Genomic DNA, 14,727 nt, shown 5'->3' on the forward strand with positions numbered 1-14,727 from the left:
ACGCGCCCTTTCCGTCATTCCAGCCGGATATTGGCCTCCCGCACCACCCGGCCCAGCCTTTCGCGCTCGGCGGTGTAGAAGCGGCCCATCTCGGCGGGGCTGCCGCCGAGCAGGTCGGCGCCGCTGTCGATGATGCGCTGGCGCACCTCCGGCTCGGCGATCAGCCGGTTCACCGCCGTGTTCACCTGCTCGACGATCTCCGCCGGCGTGCCCGCGGGCGCCATCAGCCCCCAGACGCTGGCCAGCTCGACGCCCTCGATCCCGGCCTCGCGGAAGGTCGGCACCGACGGCACGGTGGCCGAGCGCTGGCCCGAGCTGACCGCCAGCGCGCGCACCCGCCCGCCCTCGATATGCCCGCGCAGCGTCGGGATCGAGCCCATGTAGCTGTCGATCTGCCCGTTGATCAGGTCCGGCAGGGCCTGGGCGATGCCGCGATAGGGGATGTGGTTCAGCTGCATGCCGGCGCTGCGCTGCCACAGCTCCAGGATCAGGTGCGACACGGTGCCGATGCCTGGCGAGCCGAAGGTGAGGTGCCCGGGCTTGGCGCGCGCCTCGGCGGTGAAGGCCGCCATGTCCTGCCAGGGCGCGTCGGCGCGCACCACCAGCACGGCGGCGCCGCTGGCGATCAGCCCGACCGGCATCAGGTCGCGATCCGGGTCATAGGGCAGGCGCGAATAGGTCAGCGGGTTCAGCACGACATTGTCGGTCTGCGCCATCACCATGGTGTAGCCATCCGGCCGGCTCTTGGCGACGCCATCCAGCGCGACATTGCCGCCGGCGCCGGGCTTGTTCTCGACCACCACGGACCAGCCCAGCGTCGCGCTCAGCCGCTCGGCCACCAGGCGGGTCAGGTTGTCCGTGCCGCCGCCGGGCGGGAAGGGCACGACGATGCGCACCGGGCGGTTCGGGAAGCCCTGCGCCAGGGCGGGCGTGGCGAGCGTGGTGGCGAGGCCGGCGGCCAGCAGGCCGCGTCGTGTCAGATTCATGGTTGTTTCCTCCGGCAGTCCTGGCCCCGCCAAGCGATGGGCGGGGCGGTGATGGGTCAGGCGTCGCGCGCCATCCGCTGCTCGATGGCCTGCAGCACCTCGTCGAGCGTCGCGGGCACGATGCCGTCGAAATGCGCCTTCAGCCCCAGGCTTTCCTTCCAGCGCAGGCGCTGGGCGATGGCCTGCGCCATGGTCGGCGCGATGCCGGCGTCGCGCACCGCCTCGGCCGACATCTCCAGCTCCTCCGCCCGCCGCTTGGCGTGGATGGCGCCGGAGGGCAGCAGGCTCTGCACCGTGTCGTTCCAGGGGCGCGCCAGGGTCTTGGCGGCGGATGCCAGCACGCGGTCGGCGATGCCGTAATGCCGCGCCGCCAGCAGCATCTCGTCATGCAGCGCCTCGATGCCCTTCAGCAGCACCGAGCGCAGGATCTTGATGCCCGATGCGGTGCCGAGCGCCTCGCCCACGAACTCGACCCGCATGCCCCAGGGGTTCAGCAGGTCGCGGATGCGCTCGCCCGCCGGGCCGCTGGAGAGCATCGGCATGGCGTGGCCCTGCAGCGGCGTGCCCTCGATCGAGCCATCGCCGACCAGCGCGCCGCTGGCGGCGAGATGCGCGGCGACGGCCTGCTTGATGCGCGGCGTGGCCGAGGCGAAATCGACGAAGACATGCGCGGCGGTCAGGTGCGGTGCGAAGCCGGCGGCGCTGTCGACCGAGGCGACGCCCGGCGTCGCGCCGAAGATCACCTCGGCCGCTGCCGCCAGCTCCCGCGGCGAGCGCAGCAGCGTGACGCCGGCGGCCGCGGCGCGGCTCTGGATCAGCCCGGCGAAGGGGCCGTCGAAGGCGTGCAGGTCATAGGCCGCGACGCTGGCGAGCCCGGCCTGGCGCAGCCCGGCGGCCACCGTGCTGCCGATCTCGCCGAAGCCCACCAGGCCGAAGCGGAATTGCTGCTGCTCCATGCCCATCGCCGCCTCAGCGCCCATAGGCGCCGACATAGCGGCCCTCGGCGATGCTGCGCAGCATCTCCGCCTCATGCGCCATCTGCGCCTGCACGGCGGTCAGCAGCGCGGCCGCGCCGGCGGCGGGGAAGGCGACCACGCCATCCTCGTCGCCCACCACGATGTCGCCATGGCGCACCAGCATGCCGCCGATGCTGACCGGCACCTCCAGCTCGCCCGGCCCGTTCTTGTAGGGGCCGCGATGGATGGCGGCGCGGGCGAAGCAGGGGAAGTCGGATTGCGACAGGGCGCGCGCGTCGCGCACCGCGCCGTCGATCACCATGCCGGCCGCGCCACGGGACTGCGCGACGGCGGCCATGATCTCGCCCACCAGGGCGCGGCCGGTGTCGCCACCGCCATCGACCACCAGCACATCGCCCGGCCGGATCAGCTCCAGCGCCTTGTGGATGGTCAGGTTGTCGCCAGCGGCGGTGCGCACGGTCAAGGCGCGGCCGACCATGGTGCCGCCCCGGTGGAAGGGGCGCAGCCCGATGGCGCCCGGCAGGCGCTGCAGATTGTCGCTGATCACCGCCGTGCCGGCGGCGGCGAACCCCGCCAGCAGCTCGGGCGCGATCGCCGCGCGCGCCATGTCGCCTGCCTTGTCGGACATAGTCTTCCCCTGTTCCAGCCGGGCGGATGCGCCCCGTTGCGCAAGACCTAGGGTGGTCGGGGGATCGACTCAAACGATAAAAAATGATCCAAACGCATCGCCAAAAGGAATATGAACCCACCCGCCATGATCACCCTGAAGCAGATCGAGGCGCTGCACTGGATCGCGGAGCTTGGCTCCTTCGAGCGGGCGGCGGCGCGGCTCGGCACCACCCAGTCCACCATCTCGAAGCGCATCCAGCAGCTGGAGGCGGCGTTCGGCCGGCCGCTCTTCGACCGCTCCCAGCGCGGCGCGCGGCTGACCGAGTGGAGCGAGCAGCTGCTGGCGCTGGGGCGCGAGATGCTGGCCCTGCAGGAGCGCATGGTGGCGCTGCAGCAGGGCGGCCCGCCGCCGGCGCGGCGCCTGCGCCTCGGCGTGACCGAGCTGTGCGCCATCACTTGGCTGCCGCAGCTGATCGCGGCGCTGGGCGAGGCGCATGCCGGGCTGACCATCGAGCCGGAGGTCGATCTCAGCCGCACCCTGCATGAGCGTCTGGCCGAGGGCAGCATCGACCTGATCATCGTGCCGGAAGGGCTGGCGGAGGCGGAGATGGCGGTGCTGCCGCTGGCCCGGGTGCGCAATGCCTGGATGGCGCGGCCCGGCCTGGTGACGCAGCCCGGCCCCCTGGCCATGCACGAGCTGGCCAGCCATCCCATCCTCATCCAGGGGCGCGGCTCGGGCTCCGGCCTGTTCTTCGAGAAATGGTTCCGCGCCGAGGGCATCGCGCTGCGCCGCACCCTGGCGACCGACAGCCTGATGGCCATGGTGGGGCTGACGGTGGCCGGGCTCGGTGTCAGCTACCTGCCGCGGGAGTGCTTCGAACCGCTGGTGCGGGCCGGCAAGCTGGCGGTGATCGAGACGCGGCCCGCGCTGCCGGACGTGCCCTATGCCGCCATCTACCGCCGCGACCGGCCGAGCGCCTTCATCGCCGCCGTGGCCGGCATCGCCCGCGAGGTGTGCGACTATGCGCGCCCGCTACAGGGCTGAGAGGAGGGGGCGTTCGGATGAGGTGGGATTCGAACCCACGGTAGAGTTGCCCCTACGGCGGTTTTCAAGACCGCTGCCTTAGACCGCTCGGCCACTCATCCTCGGCGACAGGCGGTTTACGGCATCGGATAGGGGAAGCAAAGGGCGGCCACGCACCCCCCCCCCCAGGCCGCGTCAGGCCGGCGGCGGCAGGGGCGTCATGCCCCGCGCGTCCGAGGGCGGATTGCCCGCCGGCGCGGCCAGCGGCTGGCCACGGCCCTCATGCCAGTGCCGCAGCGCCCAGTGCACCGAGGGGAAGGCGATCTCGTCCCAGGGGATCTCCTCCCAGTGGAACAGCCGCACCTCCAGGCTCTCCGGCCCGGCGGCGAAGCCCGGCTCCGCCAGATGGGCGCGGAAGAGGATCTGCACCTGGCCGATGCGGGCGATGGAATAGACCGCCAGGATCCCCTCCAGCGCGATGCGCGCCCGGGCTTCCTCCCAGACTTCGCGCTGCGCCGCCTCGGCGACCGTCTCGCCCAGCTCCATGTAGCCCGCCGGCAAGGTCCAGAAGCCGGGGCGCGGCGCGATCGCCCGGCGGCAGAGCAGCACCCGGCCCTCCGACACCACCACGGCGCCGGCCACGATCTTGGGGTTCTCGTAGGCGATGAAGCCGCAATCGGCGCAGGTCAGCCGCTCGCGATCCTCGCCCTCGGGGGTGATCCGGTGGAAGCGCTCGGTCATGCGCCCAGGGTGCGGCCAGGCACGCCCGGCCGCAAGCCCCCGACCTGCCAGACCGCCGCCGATGCGGCGCCGCATCCGGCCCCGGCGGTCAGCGCCCGACCGCGTAGCCCTGCATGCCGCGCGGATTGGCACCCGCGAAGATCTGCCCATCCGGCTCCTGCCGCACGGCGGAGAGCCGGCCCTCCGACCAGTCGCCGCCCATCTCCGCCTGGTGGCCGCGCGCCTGCAGCGCCGCCAGCACCTCGGGGGCGAAGCGCCCCTCCAGCACCACCTTGCCCGGACGCGCCACGCGCGGCCAGAAGGAGGAGGGCCAGTGCTCGGTGTGGAAGGAGGGCGCGTCGATCGCCTGCTGGATGTTCAGCCCATGGTCCAGCATGCGCGCCAGCATGATCGGCTGCCACTGGTCCTGCTGCTCGCCGCCCGGGGTGCCGAAGGCCATCCAGGGCTTGCCGTCGCGCAGCGCCATGCCCGGCGACAGGGTGGTGCGCGGCCGTTTGCCGGGCTTCAGCCCGTTCGGCAGGCTCTCATCCAGCCAGAACATCTGGCCGCGCGTGCCGAGGCAGAAGCCCAGCTCCGGAATCGCCGGCGAGGATTGCAGCCAGCCGCCCGAAGGCGTCGCCGAGACCATGTTGCCCCAGCGGTCGATGACATCGACATGGCAGGTGTCGGCGCCCGAGACGCCGAGGCGGGAGACGGTGGGCTCGCCCGCGCCAGCCGCCGCGCCCAGCATGGCCACGCGGGATTCCGCCGCATGATCCACCCAGCCAGCATGGCCGGGAATGCTGCCCGGGCGCAGCGCCAGCGACGCCTCAGCCGCGATCAGCTTGCGCCGCTCCGCGTTGTAGGCCTCGGAGAGCAGGGTCTGCATCGGCACGTCGGTGAAGTCGGGGTCGCCATAGAAGGCCTCCCGGTCGGCGAAGGCGAGCTTCATCGCCTCCACCACATGGTGGACGAAATTATCGCCCAGCGTGTCCATGGCACCGATATCGAAGCCCGAGAGCAGGGCGAAGGTCTGCAGCATCGCCGGGCCCTGGCTCCAGGCGCCGCATTTCAGCAGGGTGGTGCCGCGATATTCATAGGTCAGCGGCGCCTCCACGGGGGCGCGCCACCGGGCCATGTCGTCACCGGTCAGCACGCCGCGATGGCGGCGGCCGGAGGCATCCAGCGCCTCGGTGCCGCGGCAGAAGCGGTCGATCGCCTCGGCCACGAAGCCCTCATACCAGGCGCGGCGGGCGGCATCGATCTGCGCCACGCGGTCCGCGCCGGCGGCCTCGGCCTCGCGCACCACGCGGGCATAGGTGGCGGCCAGCGCCGGGTTGGCCCAGAGCCTGCCGGCGCGCGGCCCGCCATCGCGCAGCCAGAGCGCGGCGGAGGTCGGCCATTCCTGCTCGAAGAGCGGACGCACGCTCTCCACCGTGGCCGCAATGCGGGGGACGTAGTGGATGCCGCGCTCGGCATAGCCGATGGCGAAGTCCAGCACCTCGCCCAGCTTCCAGCTGCCCCAGTCGCGCAGCATGGTGGCCCAGGCGTCGAAGGCGCCGGGCACCATGGCCGGCAGCAGGCCGGTGCCGGGGATCAGGTCCAGGCCCAGCCCGTTCTTCACATGATCGACCGTCAGCGCCGAGGGCGCCGGGCCCTGGCCGCAGATGACATGCTGCGTGCCAGCCTTGGCGTCGTGGACGATGATCGGGCAGTCGCCGAGCGGGCCGTTCAGATGCGGCTCGGCCACCTGCAGGGTGAAGCCGGCGGCGGCGGCGGCGTCGAAGGCATTGCCGCCGCGCTCCAGCACCGCCATCGCCACCTGGCTGGCGATCCAATGGGTGCTGCCGACGGCGCCGAAGGTGGCGGCGATCTCCGGGCGGGTTGTGAACATTGCATGGCTCCTGGGCGCGGCGGCTTGTCGGCTGGTCTCTGCGCGCCGAAAAGGCGATGGTCAACCGCAAGCGGAGAACCTGGCATGGCGGGCAGGCTGGTGACGGTGGTGGGCGCCTCGGGCGCGGGCAAGGACACGCTGCTCGGCGTGGCGCGCGAAGCCCTGGCCGGCGATGCGCGCTTCGTCTTCGCCCAGCGTGTCATCACCCGCCCGGCCGAGACCAACCCGCATCCGGGCATCGAGCAGCACATTCCGATGAGCGAGGCGGCCTTTGCCGAGGCGCGCGAATCGGGCGCCTTCGCGCTGCACTGGCCGGCGCATGGGCTGCATTACGGCATCCCGCGCAGCATCGAGGCGGAACTGGAGGCCGGGCGCATCGTCGTCGCCAACCTGTCCCGCGCCGTGCTGGCCGAGGCGGCGCGGCGCTACAATCTCCGCGTGCTGCTGGTGACGGCGCCGCGCGAGGTGCTGGCGGCCCGGCTGGCGGCGCGCGGGCGGGAGAGCATGGCCGAGATCGCGCTCCGCCTCAGCCGCGAGGCGCCGCTGCCGGAAGGGCTGGATGTGGTGGAGGTGGCGAACGACACCACGCCGGAGGAGGGCGCGCAGCGGCTGCTGGCGGCGCTGAAGAGTGCTTAAGATCTTCTTTTTCTGAAGAAAAAGAAGCAAAAAGACTTTCTTTCCGTTTGGCGTCCCGCCTCAGGCCACAAGCGGGACGCCAACTGACAAAAGTTTTTTGGTTCTTTTTTTCAAAAAAGAACGTCTTTCTTTTACCCCAAAAGCCTCAGCCGCTCCGCCACCAGAAACGGCGCCCCTGGCCCCGCCTGGGTGAACAGGCACAGCTCGCGCACCGCGCGCGGCACGCCCGCGATCTCCGCCAGCGCCGCCTCCGCCGCCGGCCGCACCACCGCCATCTCCTCCGGCGAGAGGCGGCGCGACAGGGTCAGGTGGAAGCGCCAGGCCTCGAAGACATGCGGGTAGCCCCATTCGGCCAGATAGGCGCGCTCGCGCTCGGCCAGGCGCTCGGGGCGGCGGCGGGCGATCTCGGCCTCGGTGGCGGGGGCGCGGTGCGCGTCCAGGCTGCGCACGCAGTCATCGGCGAAGGCGTGCAGGGCCGGGCAGGGCTCGGCCTCGCGCAGCGCCAGGAAGCCGTCGAGATCGGCGACCCGCAGTGGCGGCAGGGCGAAGGGCCGGGTGCGTGCCGCCAGCGCGGCGGCGGCGGCGCGCGCCTCGGCATAGGAGCCCGCCAGGCGGAAAGGCGGCTTCAGCGTGGCGTGGAAGCCGTAGTTGCGCGCATCGGCGGTGACCTCGGCGATGTCCACACCCGGCAGCGGCGCCTGGGGCAGGGTGGCGCCGGTCTCGGCGTCCCGCCCCAGCCAGGCGGAGGCCGCCTGGTGCAGCGGGTCGGAGATTTCCGGCGCCCAGTAGAGGGCGAGGCGGGCGCTCACGCCACGCGCTCGCCGGCGCGCCAGACGGAGCGGACGACCGGGATCTTGCCCAGGCTGCGGATGCGCACCAGATCGCCGCGCAGCCCGGGGGCGATGCGGCCACGGTCCGCCATGCCCAGCATGTCGGCCGGGGCGGCGGTGATGGTGGCAACGGCCTGGGGGATGGACAGCCCGTTCTCGTCGATGCTGCGCCAAACCGCTTCGATCATGGCAGGCGGCACGTAGTCGCTGGCGAAGACGTCCACCAGCCCCTCGCGCACCAGATCGGCCGCCGCGACATTGCCGGAATGGCTGCCGCCGCGGACGATGTTGGGCGCCCCGGCGATGATCTTCATGCCATGCCGCCGCGCCGCCTGGGCGGCCAGCATGGAGACCGGGAATTCCGAGATCAGCACGCCATCGGCGGCGTTCTCGGCGATCTCCTCCTCATCCCAGTCGTCATGGCTGGCGAGCGCGATGCCGCGGCCGCCGAACAGGTCGAGCAGCCGGCGCCGCTGCGGGGCGCGCAGCCGGGCGCGCTGCTCGGTCAGTTCCTGGATGCGGCGGTCGACCTCCTCCACCGCCTTGCCGCCGCGCATGCGCATCTGCCGGTAGCGCTCGATATCGGCATACTGGCCGCCGCCCGGGGTGTGGTCCATCAGGCTGACCATGCGCACGGCCGGGTGGTGCGCCACCGGCTCCAGCAGCGGCAGCATGTCCTCGGCCGGCAGCTCGCAGCGCAGATGCAGATAGTGCTCGCTCTTCAGCAGGCCGGTCGGCACCAGCGCGTCGAGATCCTCGACCCCGTCCAGGAAGGTCTGGTTGCGCTCGGCATCGAAGCCGAGATCGCCGAGGCAGAGCGCGTCCAGCACGGTGGTGACGCCGGCGGCCGCCGTCTGCGCGTCATGCGAGATGAAGGCCGAGCGCGAGGGCCAGCGCGCCTGGGCGCGCGGCTGCACCTGGCGTTCCAGATTGTCGGTGTGGACGTCGATGACGCCGGGGATCAGGTAGTCGCCCTCCAGGTCGATGGCGCCGGGGGCGTGGCTGAGGCCGGGCTGGATCTCGGCGATGCGGCCCTCCCGCAGCAGCAGCGTGCCGGGCTCCACGCGATCGGGCAGCACCAGCTGGGCATTGGTCAGGATGGTCTCGGCGGTCATGCGGCGTCCTGGATGGGCAGTACTTCGAAGAGACGGTCGGCGACGCGGTCGCGCACCTCCACATCGTGGAAGATGCCGATGATCGCGGCGCCGGCCTGCTTGGCCTCGGCGATGAGCCCGATCACCACCTCGCGGTTGGCGGCGTCGAGGCTGGCGGTGGGCTCATCGAGCAGGAGGACAGGGTAGAACGGGGCGAAGCCGCGCGCGAGGTTGACCCGCTGCTGCTCGCCGCCGGAGAAGGTGGCGGGCGGCAGGCCATGCAGCCGCTCCGGCAGGTTCAGCCGCAGCAGCAGGGCGCGGGCGCGGTCGCGCGCCTCGGCCTGCGGCACGCCGCGGGCCACCAGCGGCTCGGCCACGATGTCGAGGCAGGGCACGCGGGGGATCACCCGCAGGAACTGGGAGACATAGCCCAGGCTGTCGCGCCTTATGGCGCGGACCTGCCTGGCATCGGCGGTGGTGAGGTCCACTGCCTCCCCGCCATGGCGCAGCATGACGCGGCCGGAACCAGCGCCGTAATTGCCATAGAGGCAGCGCATCAGGGTGGACTTGCCGGCGCCCGAGGGGCCGGAGAGCGCCACGCATTCCCCCGGCTGCACCGCCAGGTCGACATGGCGCAGCACAGGGATGCGGGTGCCGCCCTGCAGATGCAGGGTGAAGTCCTTGCCGAGGTCTTCGGTCCAGAGGAGGGGGGTCATGCGGCCAGCACCGAGGCGACAAGGAGTTGCGTGTAGGGGTGCTGCGGGTCGTCCAGCACCCGGTCGGTCAGCCCGTGCTCGACCACCTTTCCGTGGCGCATCACCAGGATGCGGTGGGCCAGCAGCCGGGCGGCGGCGATGTCATGGGTCACCAGCAGCACGGCGATGCCGAGATCGGCCACCAGGGCGCGGATCAGATCCAGCAGCCGCGCCTGCACCGAGACGTCGAGCCCGCCGGTCGGCTCGTCCATGAAGACCAGGCGCGGGCGGGTGACCAAAGTGCGGGCGATCTGCAGCCGCTGCTGCATGCCGCCCGAGAAGGTGCGCGGCAAATGGTCGATGCGGCCCGGGTCGATCTCGACCCGCCGCAGCCATTCGGTCGCCTCGTCGCGGATGTTGCCATAGTGGCGGGCGCCGATGGCCATCAGCCGCTCGCCGACATTGCCGCCGGCGGAGACGCCCATGCGCAAGCCGTCGCGGGCGTGCTGGTGGACAAAGCCCCAATCGGTGCGCATCAGCCGGCGCAAGGCGGCCTCGCCCATCTCATGCACCGAATGACCGGTGCCATCGGGCGCGGTGTAGGCGACGCGCCCGGCATCGGGGCGCATCTGGCCCGACAGCACCCGCAGCAGGGTCGACTTGCCGGAGCCCGATTCGCCCACGATGGCGACAACCTCGCCCGGATGGATGTCGATCGCGACATCGTCCAGCGCGCGCACGGCGCCGAAGGCGAGGCGGAGGCCGGAGGCCTCGAGCAGCGGCGCGCTCATGCCACTTCCTCCGTGGCCTGGGCCTCGGCCGGCGCGGCCGCCTGGCGCTCCTCGCAATAGTCGGTGTCGGAGCAGACGAACATGCGGCCACCCTGGTCGTCGGTCACCACCTCGTCGAGATAGGAGGTGGCGGAGCCGCAAAGCGCGCAGCAGGCATCGGCGCGGTGCGGGCGGAAGGGATGGTCCTCGAAATCCAGGCTGCGCACCGCCGTGTAGGGCGGCACGGCGTAGATCTTCTTCTCGCGCCCGGCGCCGAAGAGCTGCAGGGCCGCCATGCGGTGCATCTTCGGATTGTCGAAGGCGGGGATGGGGGAGGGCGACATCAGGTAGCGCTCCTCCACCATCACCGGATAGCTGTAGGCGGTGGCGACATGGCCGTGGCGGGCGATGCTCTCATACAGGCTGACATGCATCAGCCCGTAATCGGCCAGGGCGTGCATGCGCTTCGTCTCGGCCAGGCGCGGCTCCAGCCGGAACAGCGGCTCGGGCATCGGCACCTGGTAGACCAGGATCTGCCGCTCGGTCAGCGGATGCTCCGGGATGCGGTGGCGGGTCTGGATGATGCTCGCCTCCGCCGTGCGGGTGGTGGTCGGCACACCCGCCACGCGCTGGAAGAAGCGGCGGATGGAGACGGCGTTGGTGGTGTCGTCCGCCCCCTGGTCGATCACCTTCAGCACGTCGCGCGGGCCGAGCAGCGCGGCGGTCACCTGGATGCCGCCCGTGCCCCAGCCATAGGGCAGCGGCATCTCGCGCGCGCCGAAGGGCACCTGGTGGCCGGGAATGGCCACCGCCTTCAGCAGGGTGCGGCGGATCATCCGCTTCGTGTTCTCGTCCAGATAGGCGAAATTGTAGCCGGGATCGTGGCTCATTCGGCCAGCTCCTGCTCGGCCGCGCGTGCCTCATCGGCCTGGGCGGCATGGGCGGCGGCGGTGGCGCGCATGCGGCGCACCACTTCCAGCTCGCTCTGGAAATCGACGTAGTGCGGCAGCTTCAGATGCTCGACGAAGCCGGTCGCCTCGACATTGTCGGAATGCATCAGGACGAATTCCTCGTCCTGCGCGGGGGCGACGCGATCCTCGCCCAGTTCGCCCGCCATCAGCGCGCGGTCGACCAGCGCCATGGCCATCGCCTTGCGCTCGCCGCCGCCCAGCACCAGGCCGTAGCCACGGGTGAATTGCGGCGGCTCGGATTTCGAGCCGTGGAACTGGTTCACCATCTGGCATTCGGTGACCAGGATTTCTCCGAGTTCGATCTCGAAGCCGAGCTCCGGCGGGGTGAAGCCCACCGTGACATGGCCCTGGCGGATCTCGCCCACGAAGGGATGCGCATTGCCATAGCCGCGCTGGGTCGAGTAGCCGAGGCCGAGCAGGAAGCCCTCATCGCCGCGCGCCAGATTCTGCAGCCGCGCCGGGCGGGCGGCGGGGAAGGTCAGCGGCTGGCGCGTCAGGTCGGCGGGCTCCTCGCCCGCATCGGCGTCGCGCGCCATCAGCCCTTCGCGGGCCAGCAGCTCGGTCACGCGCGGGGCGGGCTCCTGCGGCTCGGCCGCCTGCGGGGCGGGGGGCACGGCCCCGCCCTCGGCGGCGAGGGCGAAATCCAGCAGGCGATGGGTGTAGTCATAGGTCGGCCCCAGCACCTGCCCGCCGGGCAGATCCTTGTAGGTGGCCGAGACGCGGCGGCGGATGCGCATCGCCCCCGTGTCCAGCGGCGCGGCATGGCCGAAGCGCGGCAGGGTGGTGCGGTAGGCGCGCAACAGGAAGGCAGCCTCGATCAGATCGCCCTGGGCCTGCTTGATGGCCAGCGCGGCGAGCCCCCGGTCATGGCAGGCGCCCTCGGCCATCACGCGGTCGACGGCGAGGCCCAGCTGCTGCTCGATCTGCTCGACCTCCAGCTCCGCCAGCGCGGCGTCACCCCGGCGCGCCTCGGCCAGCCAGGCATGGGCGTTGGCGATGGCGGCCTCGCCCCCTTTGACGGCGACATAGGCCATGGCTCAGCCCTCCGTGACGCGTGTGGTGCGGGGCAGGGCGGCGAGCCGCGTCCCGGCGCAGAGGATCAGGTCGATGCCGCGCGGAAACAGCGGCCGCAGTTTTTGCCGTGCCGCCCAGAAGCCCGGCGGCAGGCCATCGACGCGCAGCGCATGCGTGTGCTCGATGCCGGGGCCGGAGAGGGTCAGCCCCGGCGCCTGCTCCAGCGCCGCCACCTGCAGGATCAGCGTGGCGCCGGCCTGCGGCTCCTCATCGGTGCCCAGCGCAAGGCTATCGAGGGAAGGCGGCGCGCCGGTGGCGAGCAGGAAGGCGGCCTGCGCCGGCGCCGCGACCAGCGGGCAACCGGCATGGAAGCGCAGCCATTCGGCGGCGGCGTCGCCGGCATCCTGCCAGATGGGCGTCTCGGCATCGGCCAAGGTCAGCAGCACGGCGGCGGTGGCGGGGGCGAGCGGGGCGGGCGGCGTGAGGCCGGCGCCGGCCTGCTGCACCAGGCCGGGGCGGCTCATCGCCTCCAGCACGGCGCGGAAGCAGGATTGCGCGTCCAGCACGGGGTCGGTGAAGCCGGGCTGCATCATCGCATCGTCGCCATGGTGAAGAATTGCACGCGGGTGGCGGCCGCCTTGCGGGCGGCGGCGGCACGGGACTCGGCCTCGTCGGCGGCGAGCGGCGCGATCACCGCTTCCAGCAGGGCCGGGCGGCGGGTGGCATCCTGCAAGGCGGCGTCGAGCAGCGCGGCCAGCTCGGCCTGCTGCGAATCGCGCCCGGCCACATAGGCATGGCCGATGGTGCCGTCATCCAGGCGGACGGCGCAGCGCGTCACCGTCATCTCGGAGAGGTTGAAGGGCGCGCCATCGCCGCCGGCGCGGCCGCGCAGCATGACCAGGCCCGTCTCCGGGCCGCGCAGGCGGGTATGGGCGGGAAGCGGCGGGGCATCGGCCAGATGGGCATCCAGCCGGGCGCGGATCGCCGCGGCGCTGGCGCGGGCGAGAATGCCCATCCAGCGGCGGCGTTCTTCGTGCGGGAGATCGGACACGGCAGCCTTCGGCGTTGTTGAGACGTCTAGACAACTAGATATCCGTCAGGCTAGCGTCAACGCGAAAATTGCCACGGACCCTGGAGAGCGGGTTTGAAGTTTCCATGACGCTGCCGCCCCGAACCGACCCGAACCCCGCCGCGCTGGCGCGGGGCGAGGGTGTCTCGCTCTGGCGCCAGATCGCCCAGGCGCTGGAACAGGCCATCGCCCGCGGCGAGCACCCGCCGGGCAGTAGGCTGCCCACCGAATCGGCGCTCTCCGCCCAGCACGGGGTGAACCGGCACACGGTGCGCCGCGCCCTCGAATCCCTGGCGCTGCGCGGGCTGATCCGCATCGAGCAGGGGCGCGGCTCCTTCGTCACCGAGGATGTGGTGGACTACCCGCTCGGGCCGCGCACCCGCTTCTCCGAGCTGATCCGGGCGCAGAATCGCGAGCCGGAGGGGCGCATCCTCTCGGTGCGGACGATCCCGGCCGAGCCGGCGGTGGCCGAGGCGCTGCGGCTGCGCCCGGGCCGGCCGGTGCTGGCGGTGGAGCGGCTGGGCCTGGCCGATGGCCGCCCCGTGGTGGCCGGGCTGCACCATTTCGTGCTGCCGCGCTTCGCCGCGCTGGAGGCGGCCCTGCGCGACACCGCCTCGATCACCGCGGCGCTGGCCGCCTGCGGCGTGCCGGATTACCGGCGAGTCTGGACCCGGCTGACCGCCGACATGCCGAGCGCCGAGCTGGCCGAGACGCTGCAGCAGGCGCGCACCCGCCCGGTGATGCTCTCCGAGGCGCTGAACGCCGACCCCGAGGGGCGGCCGATCGACTACACCCTGTCGCGCTACGCCGCCGGGCGCGTGCAGATCGTCATCGAGGACGCGGCACAGGAGCGAAGCGCGTGACGGGCTGGATCATCCAAGGCGGCGAGGTGCTGCGGGGCGGGGCATTGGCGCCGGGCGCGCTGGCGCTGGCGGGGGGCCGCGTGACGGACGCCGCGCAGGCGGGCGCGCGGCGCTTCGACGCCGACGGGCTGCTGGTGCTGCCGGGCATCGTCGACATCCATGGCGATGCGCATGAGCGGCAATTCCAGCCGCGCCCCGGCATCGACATCCCGGCGGCCCAGGCGCTGCGCGATTCCGCGGCGCAGATCCTGGCCGCCGGCATCACCACCGCCTTCCTCGGCGTGACGCTGTCCTGGGAGCCGGGGCTGCGCTCCATCGAGGCCTGGCGCCGGCTGCGCGCGGCGCTCGCCACGGCGCGGCCGCAGCTCGGCGCCGATCTGCGGCTGCATCTGCGCTTCGAGGTGGACAATTTCGCCGCCCTGGACGAGGCGGTGGCGGCGATCGCGGCCGGCGAGGTCGATCTGCTGGCCTTCAACGACCACACCCCCGGCATCGCCCGCAAGCTGCAGGGCGAGGCGCAGGCCGCCAAATACGCCGAGCGCGCCGGCGTGCCGGCCGAGCGGCTGCGCGAGCTG

General features: G+C 72.3%; 16 protein-coding genes, 1 tRNA gene and 1 pseudogene. 4 read left to right on the forward strand and 14 right to left on the reverse strand.

Features of this window, described 5'->3' with window-relative positions:
* Window positions 1-14: 14 nt before the first annotated feature.
* From HMPREF0731_RS01285 to HMPREF0731_RS01295, 3 genes are read right to left on the reverse strand one after another with little or no spacing between them, the layout of a single operon-like run.
* Window positions 15-986 (reverse strand): Bug family tripartite tricarboxylate transporter substrate binding protein, encoded by a 972-nt coding sequence (locus HMPREF0731_RS01285; RefSeq protein ID WP_007002177.1) that lies wholly within the window; start codon window positions 984-986, stop codon window positions 15-17.
* 56 nt (window positions 987-1,042) lie between these two features.
* Window positions 1,043-1,942 (reverse strand): NAD(P)-dependent oxidoreductase, encoded by a 900-nt coding sequence (locus HMPREF0731_RS01290; RefSeq protein WP_040612120.1) that lies wholly within the window; start codon window positions 1,940-1,942, stop codon window positions 1,043-1,045.
* Between the two features lie 13 nt (window positions 1,943-1,955).
* Entirely contained in the window at window positions 1,956-2,591 is a 636-nt protein-coding gene (locus HMPREF0731_RS01295; RefSeq protein WP_007002179.1) for an RraA family protein, read from the reverse strand.
* Window positions 2,592-2,717: 126 nt separating this feature from the next.
* Between HMPREF0731_RS01295 and HMPREF0731_RS01300 the strand changes: the two genes are divergently transcribed.
* Window positions 2,718-3,617 carry a LysR family transcriptional regulator gene (locus HMPREF0731_RS01300; RefSeq protein ID WP_007002180.1) on the forward strand — a complete coding sequence of 300 codons (900 nt, stop codon included), beginning with the start codon at window positions 2,718-2,720 and terminating at the stop codon, window positions 3,615-3,617.
* Between the two features lie 14 nt (window positions 3,618-3,631).
* Here the strand turns inward: HMPREF0731_RS01300 and HMPREF0731_RS01305 are convergent.
* From HMPREF0731_RS01305 to HMPREF0731_RS01315, 3 genes are all read right to left on the reverse strand, one after another.
* Window positions 3,632-3,718, reverse strand: a tRNA-Ser gene (locus HMPREF0731_RS01305).
* A gap of 73 nt (window positions 3,719-3,791) precedes the next feature.
* The gene (locus HMPREF0731_RS01310; protein ID WP_007002181.1) at window positions 3,792-4,337 is read right to left on the reverse strand and encodes an NUDIX hydrolase; all 546 of its coding nucleotides are present in this window, start codon (window positions 4,335-4,337) and stop codon (window positions 3,792-3,794) included.
* Between the two features lie 88 nt (window positions 4,338-4,425).
* Window positions 4,426-6,210, reverse strand: coding sequence for a gamma-glutamyltransferase family protein (locus HMPREF0731_RS01315; protein WP_007002182.1), 1,785 nt, complete (start codon window positions 6,208-6,210; stop codon window positions 4,426-4,428).
* 84 nt (window positions 6,211-6,294) lie between these two features.
* On the opposite strand from HMPREF0731_RS01315, the gene phnN reads away from it, so the two are divergent.
* Entirely contained in the window at window positions 6,295-6,846 is a 552-nt protein-coding gene (gene phnN / locus HMPREF0731_RS01320) for a phosphonate metabolism protein/1,5-bisphosphokinase (PRPP-forming) PhnN (RefSeq protein WP_007002183.1), read from the forward strand.
* A 131-nt stretch (window positions 6,847-6,977) separates the two neighbouring features.
* Here phnN and HMPREF0731_RS01325 read toward each other — a convergent pair whose 3' ends face one another.
* The 8 genes from HMPREF0731_RS01325 to phnG are packed head-to-tail and all read right to left on the reverse strand — an operon-like array spanning window position 6,978 to window position 13,271.
* The gene (locus tag HMPREF0731_RS01325; RefSeq protein ID WP_007002184.1) at window positions 6,978-7,655 is read right to left on the reverse strand and encodes a DUF1045 domain-containing protein; all 678 of its coding nucleotides are present in this window, start codon (window positions 7,653-7,655) and stop codon (window positions 6,978-6,980) included.
* On the reverse strand, window positions 7,652-8,791 hold the full coding sequence (locus HMPREF0731_RS01330) for an alpha-D-ribose 1-methylphosphonate 5-triphosphate diphosphatase (RefSeq protein WP_007002185.1): 1,140 nt from the start codon (window positions 8,789-8,791) through the stop codon (window positions 7,652-7,654). The genes HMPREF0731_RS01325 and HMPREF0731_RS01330 overlap by 4 nt, the downstream gene beginning before the upstream one ends.
* The gene (gene phnL / locus HMPREF0731_RS01335; RefSeq protein WP_007002186.1) at window positions 8,788-9,486 is read right to left on the reverse strand and encodes a phosphonate C-P lyase system protein PhnL; all 699 of its coding nucleotides are present in this window, start codon (window positions 9,484-9,486) and stop codon (window positions 8,788-8,790) included. Before phnL ends, HMPREF0731_RS01330 begins: the two co-directional genes overlap by 4 nt.
* A complete protein-coding gene (gene phnK / locus HMPREF0731_RS01340; protein WP_007002187.1) occupies window positions 9,483-10,256 on the reverse strand; it encodes a phosphonate C-P lyase system protein PhnK in 774 nt (257 codons plus the stop codon). Before phnK ends, phnL begins: the two co-directional genes overlap by 4 nt.
* Window positions 10,253-11,125 carry an alpha-D-ribose 1-methylphosphonate 5-phosphate C-P-lyase PhnJ gene (locus tag HMPREF0731_RS01345; protein ID WP_007002188.1) on the reverse strand — a complete coding sequence of 291 codons (873 nt, stop codon included), beginning with the start codon at window positions 11,123-11,125 and terminating at the stop codon, window positions 10,253-10,255. The genes phnK and HMPREF0731_RS01345 overlap by 4 nt, the downstream gene beginning before the upstream one ends.
* Window positions 11,122-12,240 carry a carbon-phosphorus lyase complex subunit gene (locus HMPREF0731_RS01350; RefSeq protein ID WP_007002189.1) on the reverse strand — a complete coding sequence of 373 codons (1,119 nt, stop codon included), beginning with the start codon at window positions 12,238-12,240 and terminating at the stop codon, window positions 11,122-11,124. The genes HMPREF0731_RS01345 and HMPREF0731_RS01350 overlap by 4 nt, the downstream gene beginning before the upstream one ends.
* Window positions 12,241-12,243: 3 nt before the next feature.
* Window positions 12,244-12,813, reverse strand: a complete 570-nt coding sequence (phnH, locus tag HMPREF0731_RS01355) for a phosphonate C-P lyase system protein PhnH (protein ID WP_007002190.1) — start codon at window positions 12,811-12,813, stop codon at window positions 12,244-12,246.
* On the reverse strand, window positions 12,810-13,271 hold the full coding sequence (gene phnG / locus HMPREF0731_RS01360; RefSeq protein ID WP_007002191.1) for a phosphonate C-P lyase system protein PhnG: 462 nt from the start codon (window positions 13,269-13,271) through the stop codon (window positions 12,810-12,812). The genes phnH and phnG overlap by 4 nt, the downstream gene beginning before the upstream one ends.
* Before the next feature lie 104 nt (window positions 13,272-13,375).
* Here phnG and phnF point away from each other — a divergent pair, with 104 nt between their 5' ends.
* Window positions 13,376-14,152, forward strand: a complete 777-nt coding sequence (gene phnF, locus HMPREF0731_RS01365) for a phosphonate metabolism transcriptional regulator PhnF (protein ID WP_007002192.1) — start codon at window positions 13,376-13,378, stop codon at window positions 14,150-14,152.
* Window positions 14,149-14,727 (forward strand): annotated as a pseudogene (locus HMPREF0731_RS24825) (hypothetical protein); the annotation flags it as partial. The gene phnF and the pseudogene HMPREF0731_RS24825, both read left to right, overlap by 4 nt.

The sequence above is a fragment of the Pseudoroseomonas cervicalis ATCC 49957 genome, from assembly GCF_000164635.1.
GTDB lineage: Bacteria > Pseudomonadota > Alphaproteobacteria > Acetobacterales > Acetobacteraceae > Pseudoroseomonas > Pseudoroseomonas cervicalis.